General features: G+C 62.7%; 11 protein-coding genes. 5 read left to right on the forward strand and 6 right to left on the reverse strand.

Annotation, left to right across the window (positions count from 1 at the left end):
• Positions 1–5: 5 nt before the first annotated feature.
• The 4 genes from NQ559_RS08295 to NQ559_RS08310 all read left to right on the forward strand — a co-directional run bounded on the left by NQ559_RS08295 (position 6) and on the right by NQ559_RS08310 (position 7,615).
• The gene (locus NQ559_RS08295) at positions 6–1,286 is read left to right on the forward strand and encodes a Gfo/Idh/MocA family oxidoreductase (protein WP_026318427.1); all 1,281 of its coding nucleotides are present in this window, start codon (positions 6–8) and stop codon (positions 1,284–1,286) included.
• Positions 1,287–1,298: 12 nt separating this feature from the next.
• Entirely contained in the window at positions 1,299–4,676 is a 3,378-nt protein-coding gene (locus NQ559_RS08300; protein WP_026318426.1) for a DUF1080 domain-containing protein, read from the forward strand.
• A gap of 201 nt (positions 4,677–4,877) precedes the next feature.
• Complete coding sequence (locus NQ559_RS08305) at positions 4,878–6,137, forward strand: Gfo/Idh/MocA family protein (RefSeq protein ID WP_026318425.1); 1,260 nt, start codon at positions 4,878–4,880, stop codon at positions 6,135–6,137.
• A gap of 80 nt (positions 6,138–6,217) precedes the next feature.
• Positions 6,218–7,615, forward strand: coding sequence for an alanine/glycine:cation symporter family protein (locus NQ559_RS08310; protein WP_018696200.1), 1,398 nt, complete (start codon positions 6,218–6,220; stop codon positions 7,613–7,615).
• A 33-nt stretch (positions 7,616–7,648) separates the two neighbouring features.
• On the opposite strand, the gene NQ559_RS08315 is transcribed toward NQ559_RS08310, so the two are convergent.
• The 3 genes from NQ559_RS08315 to pflB all read right to left on the reverse strand — a co-directional run bounded on the left by NQ559_RS08315 (position 7,649) and on the right by pflB (position 12,289).
• Positions 7,649–8,806, reverse strand: coding sequence for an acyltransferase (locus NQ559_RS08315; RefSeq protein ID WP_033395242.1), 1,158 nt, complete (start codon positions 8,804–8,806; stop codon positions 7,649–7,651).
• A gap of 363 nt (positions 8,807–9,169) precedes the next feature.
• Positions 9,170–9,895: a pyruvate formate-lyase-activating protein gene (pflA, locus tag NQ559_RS08320; RefSeq protein ID WP_081918718.1), complete on the reverse strand. Its 726-nt coding sequence runs from the start codon at positions 9,893–9,895 to the stop codon at positions 9,170–9,172.
• Positions 9,896–10,060: 165 nt separating this feature from the next.
• Positions 10,061–12,289 (reverse strand): formate C-acetyltransferase, encoded by a 2,229-nt coding sequence (pflB, locus tag NQ559_RS08325; RefSeq protein ID WP_018696197.1) that lies wholly within the window; start codon positions 12,287–12,289, stop codon positions 10,061–10,063.
• A 197-nt stretch (positions 12,290–12,486) separates the two neighbouring features.
• On the opposite strand from pflB, the gene NQ559_RS08330 reads away from it, so the two are divergent.
• Positions 12,487–12,879 carry a DUF2721 domain-containing protein gene (locus NQ559_RS08330; RefSeq protein ID WP_018696196.1) on the forward strand — a complete coding sequence of 131 codons (393 nt, stop codon included), beginning with the start codon at positions 12,487–12,489 and terminating at the stop codon, positions 12,877–12,879.
• Between the two features lie 432 nt (positions 12,880–13,311).
• On the opposite strand, the gene NQ559_RS08335 is transcribed toward NQ559_RS08330, so the two are convergent.
• The 3 genes from NQ559_RS08335 to phoB all read right to left on the reverse strand — a co-directional run bounded on the left by NQ559_RS08335 (position 13,312) and on the right by phoB (position 17,720).
• A complete protein-coding gene (locus tag NQ559_RS08335; protein WP_018696195.1) occupies positions 13,312–15,534 on the reverse strand; it encodes an inorganic phosphate transporter in 2,223 nt (740 codons plus the stop codon).
• Positions 15,535–15,613: 79 nt separating this feature from the next.
• On the reverse strand, positions 15,614–17,062 hold the full coding sequence (locus NQ559_RS08340; protein ID WP_026318422.1) for a sensor histidine kinase: 1,449 nt from the start codon (positions 17,060–17,062) through the stop codon (positions 15,614–15,616).
• Positions 17,040–17,720: a two-component system response regulator PhoB gene (gene phoB / locus NQ559_RS08345; protein WP_018696193.1), complete on the reverse strand. Its 681-nt coding sequence runs from the start codon at positions 17,718–17,720 to the stop codon at positions 17,040–17,042. Before phoB ends, NQ559_RS08340 begins: the two co-directional genes overlap by 23 nt.
• Positions 17,721–17,741: the final 21 nt, after the last annotated feature.

Raw genomic sequence — 17,741 nt, forward strand, 5'->3', positions numbered from 1 at the left:
ACGATATGAGTACCCGCAGGAATTTTCTGAAAACACTGAGCGGCATGGCGCTGCTGACGGTCGTCCCGCGCCATGTGCTCGGCGGCCCGAAACACGTGGCGCCGAGCGACCAGCTCACCAAAGGCATCATCGGCGTCGGCGGCATCGGCAAGAGCAGCTACCATTTCACCAGCACCAAGGAGTGCCGTCTGGTGGCGGTCTGCGACGTCGACAGCAAGCATCTCCAAAGCGCGCTCGACCTGGGCAAAAAGCGTTTCAACGAGACGTTGCAGTCCTATCGCGATTTCCGCCGCCTGATCGCCGACCCCAATGTCGACATCGTCCATATCGCCACGCCCCCGCACTGGCACGGCATCATGGCCGTCGAGGCCGCGAAGGCCGGCAAGGACATCTGGTGCGAGAAACCGATGACCCGCACCATCGGCGAGGGCAAGCGCGTCGTGGAGGCCGTCAAGCGCAACAACCGCATCTTCCGCCTAAATACGTGGTTCCGTTTCACGGATACCTTCTACGGCCTGGGTACCACTGTCGAGCCGCTCAAGAAGCTGATCGACAGCGGCCTGCTGGGATGGCCGCTCAAGGTGACCATCTCGGGCACCACCGGCTTCACCTGGAAATTCTTCTGGGTGGGCAAGGAGAACCTCGTTCCGCAGAGGGTTCCGTCGAATCTCGACTACGACATGTGGCTCGGCCCGGCCCCCTACAAGCCTTACAACGAACACCGTGTGCACCAGACTTTCCGCGGTTACTGGGATTACGACGGCGGCGGCCTGACGGACATGGGGCAACACTACATGGATCCCGTGCAGTACCTGCTGGGCAAGGACGAAACTTCGCCCGTGAAGGTCGAGGTCGACGCCCCCGAGCAGCACCCCGACGCCGTGGGTATCTGGCGTAAGATCGTCTATACCTACGATGACGGCTGCCAGATCGTCCTCGAAGGCGAAGGCTTCGAAAGCGGCGGCGACACGCCTTATATCGAAGGCCCGCTGGGCAAGGTCTACAAAGGGTTCCGCTGCACGATCCCCGACATCATGGAGAAACTGGCCGAGATGCCCGACCCTGCGCCGCAGAACACCGACTTCCTGGAGTGCGTCCGCACGCGGAGCAGGTTTGCGCTCGACGAGCAGAAGGGACACCGCAGCTCGACGCTCGTGAACCTGGGTGCCTGCGCCCTGCGTTTGAACCGCACGTTGCATTTCGACCCCGACAAACAACTCTTCATCGGCGACGATGCCGCCAACCGACTGATCGACCAGCCGATGCGCGGCCCGTGGCATATTTAAGCACCAGTTACCATGAAAAAGATAATCATACGACTTTTTATGCTGGGAGCATTGGCCGCCCTGTTGCCCGCAGGAGCCGCCGCCCAGCAATCGGATGCCCGCCAGCGCACGACGGAAACCATCGTCGCCGACGGACTCGCACAGCTTCCCGCAGCCGATGCCAAGGTTTTCAACCAGGTGATGGGCGAACTGGCCGCCACCGGAAGCAAGGGTGTCGAGATGATCGCCGCCATGCTCGTCCCTGCCGACAAGGGCAAGAACGCCACGTTCGAATACGCCCTTAACGGCGTGGTGGCCTATGTGACCGACCCGGCGCACGAAGCGCTTCGTGACGATGTCCGCAAGGGCCTGCTGGCAGCTATCGACCGTTGCGGCGACGACGCCAACCGGGCTTTCCTTTTCTCGCAGCTGCAATTCTGTTCGACGGCCGCCGATGCCGCCGCCATGGCCCGTTATCTGGACGATCCCTACCTGGCCGGCTATGCCCTCCGGGCGCTGGTCTCGACCCCGGGTACGGAAGCACTGCTGCTCGCCGAGGCCGGCAAGGACGACCTTACCGCCGCCCGCAAACAGGCGCTCGCCTACGCTTTCGCTGAAAAGCGGCTTGCCGCTGCCGAACCGTTTCTCCTGACATGGCTCGAAGGTGCCGATGCGCAGACTGCGGAGCAGATCTATAACGCATTGGCCGCCTGCGGTTCGCAGGCCTCGGTCAAGCCGCTGGCCGCTGCCGCTGCCAAGACCGGCTGCGCATGGAACGATGCCGGCGCTGCGGACGCTTACCTGCGCCTGCTCGCAAGGCTTGCCGCCGCAGGCGACGCCCGGGCCGTAAAGGCCGCCAGGGGATTGCTCAAATGCGACCTCCAGTACATCCGCGGCGGTGCGCTCGCGATTCTGGTCGATGCCCTCGGTGCCGGGAAGGCGATGCCTTACGTGCTGAAGGCCGTCGAGGAGGGGCCTGCCGAATACCGTTATGCCGCCCTGCAATCGCTCGGCAAAGGCGACGACAAACTTTTCGCACAGGTTGCAGCCGGCATGCCGCGCTACGATGCCGCCGCGCAGGCCGCCGTTATCGGATGGCTCGGGGAGTGCGGCGCCGTGTCGCAGGCCGATGTGATTACGGCCGCCGTAGCGTCGCCCGACGACCGCGTGGCCGAGGCCGCAATTGCCGCCTCGGGCCGTATCGGCGGCGGGAAGGCGCTTCAGGCTTTGGCCGGGGCGCTCGAAGGCCCGCATGCCGGTGCCGCGATGAAAGCCCTCCTGGCATTCAACGGACAGATCAACCCCGAAGTGGGGCGGCTGCTTGCGCAGGATGATGCCGCGGCACTCGTTCCTGCGCTCAAGCTGGCCGCTGCGCGCCGCATGTCCGCGGCCGCAGACCGGGTGTTCGCACTGCTCGGCTCCTCCGACGCGGAGGTTCGTGCCGCCGCGTACGGGGCGCTTCCCTTCGTCGCCCAGCCGCAGCACATGGATCGGCTTTCCGAATTGCTCGACGCTTCCGATGAGGCCCATACGGCCGCGATCCAGTCGGCGCTGATCCGCACCTCGGGGCAGCTCCCCGCCGACAGGCGGTACGGCGCCGTCGCAGGTTATATGAAGGCCTCGAAAACCCCTGCGCGTTACTATCCCGTGCTGGCGCAGAGCGGCACGCAGGAGGCTGTCGCCAGCCTGCTCGACGGGTTCCGCTCCGGGAACCGCGACGCGGCTTTCGCCGCCCTGCTGACGGTCGAAAATCCTGCCATGACCGATATCCTTTACGGAATCGCTGCCGAGCATCCGACGCTCACCGACCGCGCCCTCATGCGCTATGCCGACCTGGCTTCGCAGTCCGTCGTGACCCCGATCCGCCGCTACCAGCTTTACAGACAGGCTCTCGCACTCAGGCCTTCGGCCGCCGTGCAGGCCAAATTGCTCGGCTACCTTTCGGGCGTATATGCCCTCCCGGCACTGATGCTGGCCGCCGAATACCTCGACGATGCGCAGACTGCCGCCCCGGCCGCCGCGGCCGTGAAGACCATCGTTGCCAAGTGCAACCCGATGCCCGGCGGCGAAGCTGTCCGCAAGGCTTTGGAGCGGGCGCACGAGGTCTATAAGGAACTCGCCAAATCCGACGCCGACGCCGGGTATGCCGTGGATGAAATCACGGGACTGCTCGGTAAGATCCCGGCGGACGGATTCGCCGTGCTGCCGGCCGACGGGCTCGCGGGATGGACGGCCGTGGCCGTGAATCCTGCCGAGGCGAAGACGCTGCCCGCCCGTCAGGCGGCGAAGCTCCGCAAAGCCGCCGACGAGGCGGTGGCTGCCAATTGGGGCGCTGCGAACGGCCTGCTCGAATTTGCCGCCAAGGCTCCCGCGACGATCGGGACTGAAAAGGAATACGAGAATTTCGAACTCTGGATCGAATGGCGTTCCGAGGGCGAGGCCGGCATGGCCGTGCGCTCGATGCCGCTGATCCGCCTGGGCGGTGCCGCCGGGACGGGGCTCGCGGACGGCAAGGCCGCCCGAACCGTTGCCGACAACGCTCCGGGGACGTGGAATACGCTTTATGTTAAGGTCGTAGACGATCGTATCACGCTGGTGGAGAACGGCGTGAAAGTTGCCGAAAATGCCGTGATGACGAACCTCTGCGCACCTGGCGAGCCGGTTTATGCACAAGGCCGTATCGAACTGGCCGGACAGGGTGCTCCCGTCGCCTTCCGAAACCTCTGGATCAACGAATTGCCGTCGACACCCGTCTTCTCCCTCCCGGCCGACGAGGCTGCCGCGGGCTACGAGGTGCTCTTCGACGGGCGTTCGCTCCACAAGTGGACGGGCAATACGACCAATTATGTGCCGCTGGACGGTACGATCGACGTGACGGCCACCTACGGCGGTTCGGGGAACCTCTACACCGTCGGGGAATACGGCGATTTCATCCTGCGCTTCGAGTTCCGGTTCCTCACCGAGGGCGTCAACAACGGCATCGGTATCCGTACGCCGATGGGCGTCGATGCCGCGTTCCACGGGATGGAGATACAGATTCTCGACCACGATGCGCCGATCTACAAGGGCATCAGCGATTACCAGCAGCACGGTTCGGTTTACGGCGTCATCCCGGCCGAGCGCGTGAAGTTCGGCGAGCTGGGTGAGTGGAATACCGAGGAGATACGTGCCGTGGGCGACCGCATTACGGTCACGGTCAACGGCCGGGTGATCCTCGACGGCAATATTCGCGAAGCCTGCCGGGGGCACAATGTTTCCGAGGACGGTTCGAAGGTCAATCCCTATACGGCCGACCACCGCAACCACCCGGGGCTTTTCAACAAGTCGGGCCATATCGGCCTGCTGGGCCATGGTGCCGGCATCCAGTTCCGCAACCTGCGTGTGCTGGATCTGGGCGCAGGCCGCAAATAACAACCGCCGGGGTCGCCTCCCGTCCGGATCTCTTTCCGGACGGGCGACCCCCGGAGGACGGCGCGGGAACTCTCCGCACCCGATCCCGAAACTTGTAACCTGTCGGGCGTGCCGCGCCGCAGCGGGTACGCCGCGGGCGGAGATTGAGCCCCGGCCGTGCGAATTGCCGCGCCGCCCGATATAACCTTTTGGAGGATTCCGATGAAAAACGAACCGACCGTTTCCCGCCCCGTGCGGATTGTGGTGATAGGAGCCGGGAACCGGGCCAATAAGTACCTCGAATATGCCCGCCGGTATCCCGACCGGCTGCAGCCCGTCGCCGTCGTCGATGTGAACGACCTGCGCCGCCATGCCTTCGCCCGGGATTTCGGACTGCCTGCCTGCAGGAGCTATGCGCATTACGACGACTTCTTCGCCGATGATGTCGAAGCCGACATGGTGCTGATCTCGACCCCCGAGAACGTCCATTTCGACCCGGCGGTCAAGGCCATCGACGCGGGATACCACATCCTGCTCGAAAAGCCGATCGCCCAGCACCTCGAAGAGTGCCGCGAAATCGCCCGCCGCGCCCGCGAACGGGGCGTGATGGTCGGCGTCTGCCATGTGCTGCGCTACCATCCCTATTTTGCCAAGATCCGCGAGATAGTCGCCTCGGGCGAGCTGGGGCAGGTCGTCTCGGTCAACCATACCGCCGCCGTCGGCCTCGACCGTGCCACGCACAGCTACGTGCGCGGGATTTTCCGCCGCGAGCGGGAGTCGAATCCGATCCTGCTGGCCAAGTGCTGCCACGACATCGACTTCCTGCTGTGGCTCACCGGCGCGCATTGCCGCAGCCTGTCGTCCTTCGGCTCGCTGCGCTGGTTCCGTGCGGAGAATGCCCCCGCAGGTGCGGGGCGCCGCTGCCTCGACTGCGCGATAGAGTCCGCCTGTCCCTTTTCGGCACGCGACCTCTACTATGTCCGCCGCGACTGGGTGGCGAACTTCGATGTCCCCGAAGGCAAGACCCTCGATGAGACCATCCTCGAGGAGCTTCGCACCGGGATCTACGGCCGTTGCGTCTACCACTGCGACAACGACGTGGTCGATCACCAGCTGCTTGCGATGGAGATGGAGGGCGAGGTGACCGTGAGCCTTTCGATGGAGATGTTCACGGCCGACGATTTCCGCAAGACGCACGTCCGCCTGACGGGCGGCGAGATCGACGGTGACGAGAGGACGCTGCGCGTGCGCAGGTTCCGCGGCGGCGAAGAGCGGACTTACGATTTCTCGGATATCGTAGGGCAGCCGTTCCATGCCGGTGCCGACCTGCACCTTATCGGGGATTTCATCCGGGCGCTCCGCGATCCGGGCTATCCGTTCCTGACGACCATCGAGGATTCGATCGAAAGCCACCGTATCTGCTACGACGCCGAGCGCAGCAGGCGCACCGGGACGACGATCCGCGTCGACGGGACGAAATAACGCACTGCGGAAAAGGCCGGATGTCCGGCCTTTTCCATTTTTAGCACCGTCTTTGCTACCTTTGCCGGAAACGGCCTCCCATGGAAATCCTCTATCGATGGATCGACGGCATCAACGACGTGCTGTGGTCATACCTGCTGGTCGCACTCCTGCTGGGGTGCGCCGTCTGGTTCACGTTGCGTACGCGCGGCGTGCAGTTCCGTATGCTGGGTGAGATGGTGCGCGTGCTGGGCGAGTCGGCCGGCAGCGGCCCCCGGGGCGAGAGGCATGTCTCGTCGTTCCAGGCATTCGCCGTGTCGCTGGCCAGCCGCGTCGGCACGGGCAACCTGGCGGGCGTCGCCACGGCGATCGCCGTCGGCGGGCCGGGCGCCGTGTTCTGGATGTGGGTCATCGCCCTGCTGGGTGCGTCGAGTGCCTTCGTCGAATCGACCCTCGCTCAACTCTACAAACGCAAGGGGCGGGACTCCTATATCGGCGGCCCGGCCTACTACATGGAACGCGGACTGGGCAAACGCTGGATGGGCGTCCTCTTCGCCGTGCTGATCTCCGTGACATTCGGTTTCGCCTTCAACTCCGTGCAGAGCAACACGATCTGCGCGGCCTGGGAGGGTGCTTTCGGCTTCGACCATCATTGGGTCGGCGCCGGCCTGGCGCTGCTCACGCTGCTGGTCATCTTCGGAGGCATCCACCGTATCGCCCGGGTGAGCGGAGTGGTCGTCCCGGTCATGGCACTGGGGTATATCGTCCTTGCGCTGGGCGTCGTGCTCTTCAATTTCCGGCGGTTGCCCGAGGTCGTGGAGCTGATCGTCGCCAATGCCTTCGGTTGGGAGCAGGCGCTGGGCGGCGGTGCCGGCGCAGCGCTCATGCAGGGCATCAAGCGCGGCCTGTTCAGCAACGAGGCAGGCATGGGCTCGGCGCCGAACGTAGCCGCAACGGCCCATGTGTCGCACCCGGTCAAGCAGGGGCTGATCCAAACCCTCGGGGTCTTTACCGACACGCTCGTGATTTGCACCTGCACGGCCTTCATCATCCTCTTCGGCGGCGTCCCCGATGCTTCGCTGTCGGGCATACAGCTTACGCAGGCGGCGCTGGTCGGCGAAATCGGCCCTGCGGGCGGCATCTTCGTCGCCGTGGCGATCTTCCTCTTCGCCTTCAGCAGCATTATCGGGAATTACTACTACGGCGAGGCCAATGTCCGGTTCATCACCCGCCGCCCCTGGGTGCTGACCCTTTACCGGGTGCTGGTCGGAGGCATGGTGCTGTTCGGGGCGCTCGCCACGCTCGACCTGGCCTGGAGCCTGGCCGACATCACGATGGCCTTCATGACCCTCATCAACCTCGTGGCGATCATCCTGCTCGGGCGCCAGGCATTCCTGTTGCTGGTCGACTACGTGGGCCAGCGGCGCCGCGGCATCAAAAACCCGGTCTATACCCGCGACCGTATCCCCTCACTCAAAGACAAGGCGGAGTGCTGGTAGCACCCCGCCCCGTACGGCATGCCCGGAACCGGGCTATTGTACGAACCGCCGTGTCACGCGGAAACGCTGCATGGCCGCCACCACGAGGTAACTTGCGGCGAAGGCGAGGCATGCGATCAGCAGGATGCGCAGGAGCGTCGGCAGTGCCGGAATCCGGGCGACGAGGTCATAACCCGCCTGCACGAGGATGAAGTGGCAGAGGTAGATGCCGAACGTCGCGCCCGCCAGCCGCGAGAGCCATGCGCGGGGCTTGAAGTCCAGCTTGCGCACGATCACGAAGACCGGGTAGGTCATCATGAAGACGTTGATGCCCGCGAAATACCATACGATCTCAAGGTACGCGTAGTTGCCCGGGAAGTGGTTTTGCAGGGCGACGTATCCGAAGGCCGTGATCAGGTAGCCCGCAATGAACATCGGGATGCAGACGGCCAGTGTCCGGCGCCAGTCCCATGCGGGCGGGAATTTCACCAGGTAGTATGCCAGCACGAGGTAACCCGCGAAGCCCGAGACGTAGTAGAACGTCCCGAATTCGTTCCAGTCGCAGACGCCGTAGAGCCCCATGTTTCCGAAATTCCCCGTGTAGCCCAGCATCGGCGCGAACATCTTGGCGTAGGGCAGCAGCAGGGTCACGCCCCATACGCCGAGCAACGTTTTGAGTTCGCTGCGCGAGGCCCTCTCGAGCCATGCGCTGACCACGGGCATGATCAAATACAGCCCTGCGAGCATGTAGAGGTACCACAACGGCGTGGTGTCGAACGTGAAATTGAATACGAATGTCCAGAGTTTGTGCAGCGTGGCGCCCCAGGTGAAATTTTCGGGGTCGATCGCCGGGCTCTGGCTTGCGGTGACGTAATTGAGGTAGACGTAATAAAGCAGCGGCAGCACGACCGACCAGAAAACGAGTGCCGCGAGAATGCGTCCGATGCGCTTGCGGTAGAAGCCGGCGAGGCCGGTTTTCACCGGGAGCAGCAATACGCCCGTCATCATGACGAACAGCGGCACGCAGCAGCGCACGAAACTGCCCGAAAAGGCTCCTGTGAGGAATGCGGCGCGGTCGTTGTCGAACTGGCCGACGAAGGGGTCGCAGCAGTGCGAAAAGACCACCAGGAAGCAGGCGGTCACGCGCAACAGGTCTACCCAGCCGATGCGTTCGCGGGCCGGGGCGTTCGGGTTGGGAAGTCGGGTCTCCATCTGTTTGTCGGGGTTAATCGGATTTTTGCGAAGATACGAAAAAAAGCGTGCCGCCACGATTTTTTTCGCAGCGGTGCGCCGTTTTTTGTGCCGGGACGTGCGGTTTTTTATGCCCTGCCGTCCTGTTTGGGGCCGGAATACACCGTCTCGCCCGCCATTGCGTCCTTGTTCGGGCATTCGGTTTTTGCCTCCCGGCTCTTTCGTCAGAGCTCTTGCCTGCCCCCCCCCTTTGCGCTTCAGCCATTACGTCCCAGCCCTTGCCTTTCGTCTCGGCTCTTACCCCGCCCTTGCGTCGGAGCCCTTGTCTCCCGGCTGTCCTTGCGCCGGGACGCACGGTTCGCCGCGCCCGGTGCCGCCTGCCGGTCAGTTCACGACGACCGTCGGGAAATATTCGCGGAAAAGCGCCGCGGCACGTTCCGACTGTTCCGGGGTGTTCTCCTGTACGCCTGCGAGCCTGTACTCTTTGCCCATTGCTTCGTACTTGTGGACGCCGAGCGTGTGATAGGGCAGTATCTCTACCCGCTCTACCTGTTTGTAGCCGCCCAGCCGTTCGCCCAGCGCGCGGATGTCGGCCTCGGCGTCGCTGTAACCCGGCACCAGTACGTAGCGCAGCCAGAACGGCTTGCCGTGTTCTTCGAGCCATGCCGCCGTGCGGAGCGTCTGGGCGTTGTCGCGCCCCGTGAGCGTGCGGTGGCGCTCCGGATCGGCCTGCTTGACGTCGAGCAGCACCAGGTCGACCAGCCCCAGCAACTCCTCGACCGCCGGGTTCCAGACGCCGCCGTTCGAGTCGAGGCAGACGTGGATGCCCGCCCCGTGCAGCTGCCGCACAAGCGGCACCAGCGCCGCGGCCTGGAACGTCGGCTCGCCGCCCGAGAAGGTCACCCCGCCGCGCCGTCCGAAGAACGGTTTCTGGTCTGTGGCCATGCGCAGGATCTCTTCCGCAGGCGTGGGCTTTCCCCCGCAGGCGTCGATCGTATCGGGGTTGGCACAATAGAGGCAGCGGAAATTGCAGCCTTGCAGGAAAACGACGAGCCGGAGTCCCGGCCCGTCGAAAGTTCCCATCGATTCGTAGGAATGTATTCGAAGCATAATCTGAATATTGTCGCCCTGCTCGCGGTTGGTCGGCGTAATCTGCGGCCTGCAGGCCGCAATTTATAAATCCGACCCCACTCCGCACCCCTCCCTTGGGAGGGGCTTGTGTCCGCCTGCGGCGGAAATCCGGCGTGGTGTGGCGCGGCAGTGGCGGCTGAAAATTTACATCCTCTCGTGGAAGCTGCGGCTGATGACCTCCAACTGGTGTTCGCGGCTCAGCTTGGTGAAGTTCACGGCATAGCCCGATACGCGGATCGTCAGCTGCGGATAGTTCTCGGGATGCTCCATGGCGTCTTCGAGCATCGCGCGGTTCAGCACGTTGACGTTCAGGTGGTGTGCGCCCTTCGTAAAGTAACCGTCGAGCATCGTCACCAGGTTCTCGATCCGCTCCTCTTCGGTCGGGCCCAGCGATTTGGGGACGATCGAAAAGGTGTTCGAGATGCCGTCCTGCGAGTCGCGGTAACGGAGTTTGGCCACCGAGGCGAGCGAGGCGATGGCACCGCTCTTGTCGCGTCCGTGCATCGGGTTGGCACCCGGTGCGAAGGCCACGCCCTTGGCACGTCCGTCGGGCGTCGCGCCGGTTTTCTTGCCGTACATCACGTTCGAGGTGATGGTCAGCAGCGAAAGCGTCGGGCGGGCGTTCTTGTAGACGGGCAGTTTCTTGAGCTCCTCGCTGAAGAAGTACACGAGGTCTACGCCCAGGTGGTCTACGCGGTCGTCGTTGTTGCCGAAGCAGGGGAATTCGCCCTGGATGTCGAAGCCTTCGCTGAGCCCCTCGGCGTTGCGGCGGGTGGTCACCTTGGCATATTTGATGGCCGAGAGCGAGTCGAGGGCGATCGAAAGCCCCGCTACGCCGTAGGCGAGGTTGATGCGCGGGTCGGTGTCGACGAAGGCCATCTGCGCCTTCTCGTAGTAGTACTTGTCGTGCATGTAATGGATGATGTTCATCGCCTCGTTGTAGACGCGGGCGATTTCGGTCAGCACCATTTTGTAGTTGCACATCACCTCCTCGAAGCGCAGCGGGCCCTCCGAAAGGGCGGGGATGCCCTTGACCATCAGCGTGCCGGTATTCTCGCAGCGGCCGCCGTTGATGGCCAGCAGCAGCGCCTTGGCCAAGTTGCAGCGCGCGCCGAAGAACTGGATCTGGCGGCCGATGTCCTGGTACGATACGCAGCAGGCGATGCCGTAGTCGTCCGAATGGCGCACTTCGCGCATCAGCTCGTCGTTCTCGTACTGGATCGAGCTGGTGTCTGCCGAAACCTTGGCGCAGAAATCCTTGAATCCCTGCGGCAGGTCGGGGCTCCACAGGATCGTGAGGTTGGGCTCGGGCGACGGGCCGAGGTTGTAGAGCGTCTGCAGGAAACGGAACGAGGTCTTGGTCACCTTCGTGCGGCCGTCGTTGAAACGCCCGCCGATGGCTTCGGTCACCCACGTCGGGTCGCCGGCGAAGATGTCGTTGTAGGACTGCATCCTCAGGTGGCGTACCATGCGCAGCTTGATGACGAACTGGTCGATGAGCTCCTGTGCGAACACCTCGTCGATGTTGCCGTGCGCCAGGTCGTATTCGATGAAGATGTCGAGGAACGACGACACGTTGCCCAGCGACATCGCGGCGCCGTCCTGCTCCTTCACGGCTGCGAGGTAAGCCATGTAAACCCACTGCACGGCCTCTTGTGCCGAATGCGCCGGGCGGCTCAGGTCGAGCCCGTAGTATTCGCCCATCGTGCGGATCTCCTTCAGCGCCTTGATCTGCTCGGCGACCTCTTCGCGCAGGCGGATGCGGGCGTCGGTCATCGGGCCGGTCAGGTTGCGCAAGTCCTGCTGCTTGGCTTCGATCAGGCGGTTGGTGCCGTAGAGCGCCAGGCGGCGGTAGTCGCCGATGATGCGGCCGCGGGCGTAGTTGTCGGGCAGGCCCGTCAGGAAACCCAGCGAACGGAACGAGCGTATCTCCTCGGTGTAGACGTCGAACACGCCGTCGTTATGCGTCTTGCGGTAATGGGTGAAAATATCCCTGACCTTCTCGTCCACGTCCACGCCGTTCTCCTTGCAGGCGCGCGATACGACGTTGATGCCGCCGAAGGGCTTGATGGCCCGCTTGAGCAGCTCGTCGGTCTGCAGGCCCACGATCAGCTCCTGTTCCCTGTCGATATAACCCGCCTTGTGCGAGGTGATGGTCGAGACGGTGGCGTTGTCCAGCGAGCGGACGCCGTTGTTGGCGCGCTCCTCTTCGAGTGCCTTGAGACAGAGGTTCCAGATGTGCTTGGTACGTTCGGTCGGGCCCTGCAGGAAAGACGCGTCGCCCAGGTAGGGGGTGATGTTCGTCTGCACGAAACTCGTGACGTTGATCTCCTTGCTCCAAAGCCCGTCGATAAAGGTTTTGTTCAATTCCATAGAATGTTATTCAAAATGAGATTAAAATTGTCGTATTTGGGAGCCACAAAGGTATGTTATTTTTATCACAATACCGAACCCTGCGGAGTATTTTCTTAAAAAAACTTAAAAAATACCTAACAATAGGGAGCTTCCGCCCGCGGGTTTGCACGGGGCGGGATTATTGCGTAGTTTTGCGGGAGTAAAATATCCCCGTTATGGAAGAGCTGACACTTACCACCCCGGCGCTGCTGTTCTCCGCCGTTTCGCTGATCCTGCTGGCCTATACCAACCGGTTTCTTTCTTATGCCCAGCTGGTTCGCACGCTCAAGGAACAACACCTGCAACACCCCTCGAAAGTCACCCGTGCGCAGATCGACAACCTGCGCCGCCGCCTGCACCTCACGCGTACGATGCAGATCCTGGGTGTCACGAGCCTGTTCCTGTGCGTGGTGACGATGTTCCTTCTCTACATCGGCCTGATCCTCCTTTCCGCCTATGTCTTCGGTGCGGCGCTGTTGCTGCTGATCGGGTCGCTCGGCGTGTCGATTTGGGAAATCCAGATTTCGGTGCGTGCGCTGGAGATCCACCTGCATGACATGGAGAAATAATTCGCCGGTCTTGTCCGGTTGCGCGCTGGCCTCCCTTTCCACAGGGAGACACCGGGGAATTGTCCCTATGACCGCAGCGGTTCCGCTTCCCATGCCATATCCCTGAAAAAACGAAGATGCCGCGACATCCCGTCACTGCATCTCCCACTAACCTACTTATGTAACCTAAAACCAACTTGGAAACCTTCTTCCGGTTCCCACGTTGCAAAGATACGGGGCCGTCGTTACGGGCGAATGACGGCCCCGTTACGTTCCGGCGACAAATGCCGCCCTGTCCGGGAAAATCCTCCGGCGGGGCGGATTGCCGGCCGCTTTTCCCGGGCGCCGCTTTTGCGGGGCGGCCTGTCGTATTCCGGCTGCGTTTGCCGGGGCGTTCAAAAAACCCTCCTTCGAAAAGGAGGGTTCGGGTGGATTTCGTATAGGAGCCCCGTGCTATTTTTTGTGCTCCAAAAAATAATGCTGCGACTTGAGCAGGTTGCGGGCCTGCAGGATCATCGTTTTGGTTTCGTTGAGGATCGTCAGGTAGAGGACGCTGGCGCGTGTGCTCACCGTCTCGTCGCCGTTGATGCGGCGCAGCTGGCTCTTGATGGCCTCGACGATCGTGTCGAAGAGTTTGTCGCGCATCTCCAGCACCATGTCCAGGTCGGAGAAATCCTTGGTGCGCAGCATGTCGTTGATCTTGTCGAAGATCGCTTCTACCTGGTCGTTCACGCGCATCAGGTCTACGATCTGCTCCTTCGTGAGCCCCTCGTGGTGGTTGTTGATGTGCTCGTATGCCGGGCGTGTTATGTGGATCAGCGCCTTGGTCACCTCCGAGAGGTAATCCACCACCTGTACGTAGAAATGTCCCGTGTCGATGTCGCACTGTTGCAGGCGCCGCAGCGTAGGCATGATGCCGTACTTGCGGTCGCGCGCCTCTTCGAAGAGCTTGTCCGACGACTGTACCATCTCTTTGAGTACCTTGCGGTTCTCCTTGAATACCGCCACCAGCGTACGGTTGTAGATGCGCGTCACGTGCTCCATCGTCGTGCAGACCTCGCCGATGCAGACGCAGAGCACCTCGTCCGGGGTCTCGGCCTTGACGACGGGCAATTCTTTGGTTTCGGCGGCCTTGATCTGCTCGACGTTGCGGTGGCTGCGAACCAGCAGCCATGCGCAGAGTGCGACGAGCACCGTCACGGCGATCCAGCCGCCCCACAGCAGGAGCAGTGTCACGCCGAAGGCGATCAGGAATCCGCCGAGCGCCGTGATGAACCAGCCCGAGATGACGGCCATCACGCCCGTAATGCGGTATACGGCGCTCTCGCGTCCCCAGGTGCGGTCGGCCAGCGACGAACCCATGGCCACCATGAATACCACATAGGTCGTCGACAGCGGCAGCTGGTACGAAGTGCCGATGGCGATCAGGATCGAGGCGGCCGTGAGGTTCACGACGGCGCGGATCATGTCGTACGGTGCCGACGAACGCTCCTCTGCGGGCAGCGGCTCGAACCTCCGGTCGATGGCCTTCTGCATGCGGACGGGGATCAGCCCCGTCCACATCGTGTTGAGTACCAGTGTGGCACGTACCAGGCTGCGCGAAATGAACGTCGAGCCGAAGCGCTCTTCACCCTCGTGCTGCGAGGCGAGCGACAGCTCGGTCTCGGTGACATGCTGCGATTTCTTCGAGAAGAACAGTGTCAGCACCATCACCAGCCCCGATGCCAGCAGCAGCAGGAAATTGGCGCGTGCCGGTTCGGCCAGTTCGCCCATCATGATCGACTCGCTGCCGGCTTCGCGGGCGATCTGCCATGCGTCGTAGCTGGCAAGCGGCACACCGATGAAGTTCACCAGGTCGTTCCCCGCGAATGCCAGCGCCAGCGCGAAGGTGCCCGAAAGGATCGTGATGCGCATGATGTTGAGCCGCATGCGCTGGAACAGCCACAGCACCACCGACGATGCGGCCCAGAATGCCAGCAGCGTTACCAGCACGTGCTCCCCGACGTAGTCCGCCACCGACGTGGGGATCAGCCCCGAGCTTTTCAGTCCCTTGAACAGGGCGAAATAGAGGATGCCCGCCAGCGAGATGCCGCACCATACGGCTCCCCAGCGGCGGAACACCGGTGCGAAGCGGAACGAGAAGATCAGCCGCGAGACGTACATGAACAGCGACCCGGCGGCGAATGCTAGCGCCACGGAGAGCAGGATGGCCGCGATGATGGCCATGGCCTTGCCCGTGTTGATGTATTGCGAAAGGTCGGCTATGGAAGCCCCGGCGTCGCCCCAAATATGGAACAGCGCCGCCGCGACCCCGGCGCCCAGCAACCCGAAGACCATCGACACGGTGGTCGACGTCGGCAGCCCGAGCGTGTTGTAGAGGTCTAACAGCAGGATGTTGCCGAGCATCATGCCCAGGAAGAGCATCATGATCTCCTGGAAGGAGAATTGCCCGGGGTAGAATACGCCGCTTCGGGCGACCTCCATCATGCCGCTCGACGTGAGCGTCCCGACGAGGATGCCTGCGGCCGCGATCCAAAGTATGACGCGCCGCGGGGCGACTTTCGACCCCAGGGCCGAGTTGAGGAAATTGACCGCGTCGTTGGCCACGCCCACGACGATGCCCATCACGGCCAGCAGGCCCATGATGATTACGATACAAGTGAATAGGGGACTCATGGTTTGTTCTGTTTCTGGATTTTTCCGCCGTAAAGGTCTGAAACAAATATTACAAAAACGTTACAGTCCGGTTGCGCCCTTATGAATGTTTGCGCAGGGTGAAGACGAATTCCAGTCCGCCGCGTTCGCCGTTGCGTACGGTGATCGTCCCGCCGTGGATCACGACGGCGTTTTTGACGATCGAAAGCCCGAGTCCCGTGCCGCCCAGCTTGCGCGAGCGCCCCTTGTCGATACGGTAGAACCGCTCGAAGAGGTGCGGGAGGTGTTCTTCGTCGACGCCGATGCCGTTGTCGGCGAAAAGTATCGTGCATGCCTCTGCCGTGTCCGAAAGCAGGCGGATGAAGATGTCGCGCCCGCCCGAGTAGGCCGCGGCGTTGTCCGCCAGGTTGCGGAAGACGGAACTCAGCAGCGAGGGGTTGCCCTCGACCTCGACCGGGCCTCGGAAATCGCAGTTCACGCGCAGCCGCTGCCCCTCGGGGCGCAGCTCCATGTCGGCCCTGACCTCGTCGATCAGGTCGTTCAGCACCACGGGTTCCTTGCCGATGAGCTCCCTGCCCTCGTCCATGCGCGTGATGGTCGCCACGTCGGAGAGCAGGTGCCGCAGCCGTTCGACCTGCGCACAGCTCTTTTCGAGGAACGCCGTGCGTTTCTCCGCCGTCAGGCAGGGGTTGGCCAGCAGCGTTTCCAGATAACCCTGTATCGCGGCCACGGGGGTCTTCAGCTCGTGGTTGATGTTGTTGGTGAGCTGTTTCTTGATACGGATTTTCTCCTGCTCTTCGTGCAGCGCCAGGGCATGTTCCCGGTCGCGGTCGGCCGTCGTGCGTTGCAGGCGGGCGTAGAGGCGGATGATGTGGTTCGAGATGTCGCCCAGCTCGTCGTGGGGGAAGGTCTCTTTGTCGTCGATCCGCTCGCCCCGCTCGGCGTGCTCGGCAAATTCGTTCAGGCGTGTGATGTTGTGCCCCAGGCGGCGGGTCGTGAAGTAAGCCGCAATGCTCATCAGCAGCGTGACGCCCAGCATGAACCACAGGAATTCCCAGTCGGCCGCGAGTACTTCGCGCAGCGAAACGGAGTAGGGGACGGCCGAGCGGACGATGATCCCGTCGCCCTTCATGGCCGAATAGAAATAGTATTGGTCGGTGCTTTCCGAGTGGCGGTGGATGGTGTAACCGGTGCCATGGGCGATCGCTTCAGTGACTTCGGGGCGCCCGAGGTGGTTGGCTGCGGGCAGCGAGTCGGCCGAGTTGTCGAACAGGACGCGCCCGTCGTCGTCGATGACCGTTACGCGCAGGTCGCCGTAAGGAAGGGGATGTCCGGTGAGGAATGCCCCGGGTGCGGTGCCCTCGCCGAGTGCGTCGAGCAGGCGCAGGTTGAAGAGTTGCAGCCGGGCATCGAGCCGCTCGGCCTTGAAGCGCTTTTCGCGGCTGTACTGGAAGGTGACGAAGCAGGCCACCAGCGCCCACGAGAAGGCGAACAGCAGCAGGAACAGCCGCCTGTGGTAGGAAAACCTATTCCTCAAAACCGTAGCCATAGCCCAGGCGTGTTACGATGTGTTCCCCATAGGGGCCGATCTTACGGCGCAGGCGCGTGATGTTCACGTCGATGGTGCGGTCGAGCACGATTACCTCGTCGCTCCACACCTGCCGCAGGATCTCTTCGCGCGAGAATATCTTGCCGCGCGAGGAGAGCAGCAGCGCCAGGATCTCGAACTCTTTTTTGGTCAGCGCCAGCGGCTCCCCGTCGATCGTGCAGACCTTGCGCGTGAGATCCATCCGCAGCCCTTCGAACGCCACGGCCTTCTCTTCGGCGGCCGGCTGTGCCGTGCGGCGCAGCACGCTGCGTACGCGTGCCAGCACTTCGCGGATGGAAAAGGGCTTGGCGATGTAGTCGTCGGCCCCGATGTTGAGTCCTGCCACCGTATCGTCCTCGGTGTCCCTGGCCGTGCAGAAAATGATCGGCACGCCTGCCGTCTCGGGGCGGGACTTGAGCTGCCGCGCCATCTTGAATCCGCTCGTTTCGCCCATCATGACGTCGAGCAGAATCAGCGAATAACGTTCGGGATGCATGTCGAGCGCCTGTTCGGCGCTGTAAGCCACGTCGACCTCATAGCCCTCGACCTCGAGGTTGAACTGCAGAATCTCACACAGCGATTCTTCGTCGTCGACTACCAGGATTTTGTACTTTGTCATAACTGTTACGGATTGGAATCC

Source organism: Alistipes onderdonkii, assembly GCF_025145285.1.
In the GTDB taxonomy this organism is placed as follows: domain Bacteria; phylum Bacteroidota; class Bacteroidia; order Bacteroidales; family Rikenellaceae; genus Alistipes; species Alistipes onderdonkii.

What these genes read in the sequence shown, in the direction of transcription:
- NQ559_RS08295 (WP_026318427.1), top strand. Translation starts at nt 6, where the DNA reads ATGAGTACCCGCAGGAATTTTCTGAAAACACTGAGCGGCATGGCGCTG.
- NQ559_RS08300 (WP_026318426.1), top strand. Translation starts at nt 1,299, where the DNA reads ATGAAAAAGATAATCATACGACTTTTTATGCTGGGAGCATTGGCCGCC.
- NQ559_RS08305 (WP_026318425.1), top strand. Translation starts at nt 4,878, where the DNA reads ATGAAAAACGAACCGACCGTTTCCCGCCCCGTGCGGATTGTGGTGATA.
- NQ559_RS08310 (WP_018696200.1), top strand. Translation starts at nt 6,218, where the DNA reads ATGGAAATCCTCTATCGATGGATCGACGGCATCAACGACGTGCTGTGG.
- NQ559_RS08315 (WP_033395242.1), bottom strand. Translation starts at nt 8,806, where the DNA reads ATGGAGACCCGACTTCCCAACCCGAACGCCCCGGCCCGCGAACGCATC.
- pflA (WP_081918718.1), bottom strand. Translation starts at nt 9,895, where the DNA reads ATGCTTCGAATACATTCCTACGAATCGATGGGAACTTTCGACGGGCCG.
- pflB (WP_018696197.1), bottom strand. Translation starts at nt 12,289, where the DNA reads ATGGAATTGAACAAAACCTTTATCGACGGGCTTTGGAGCAAGGAGATC.
- NQ559_RS08330 (WP_018696196.1), top strand. Translation starts at nt 12,487, where the DNA reads ATGGAAGAGCTGACACTTACCACCCCGGCGCTGCTGTTCTCCGCCGTT.
- NQ559_RS08335 (WP_018696195.1), bottom strand. Translation starts at nt 15,534, where the DNA reads ATGAGTCCCCTATTCACTTGTATCGTAATCATCATGGGCCTGCTGGCC.
- NQ559_RS08340 (WP_026318422.1), bottom strand. Translation starts at nt 17,062, where the DNA reads ATGGCTACGGTTTTGAGGAATAGGTTTTCCTACCACAGGCGGCTGTTC.
- phoB (WP_018696193.1), bottom strand. Translation starts at nt 17,720, where the DNA reads ATGACAAAGTACAAAATCCTGGTAGTCGACGACGAAGAATCGCTGTGT.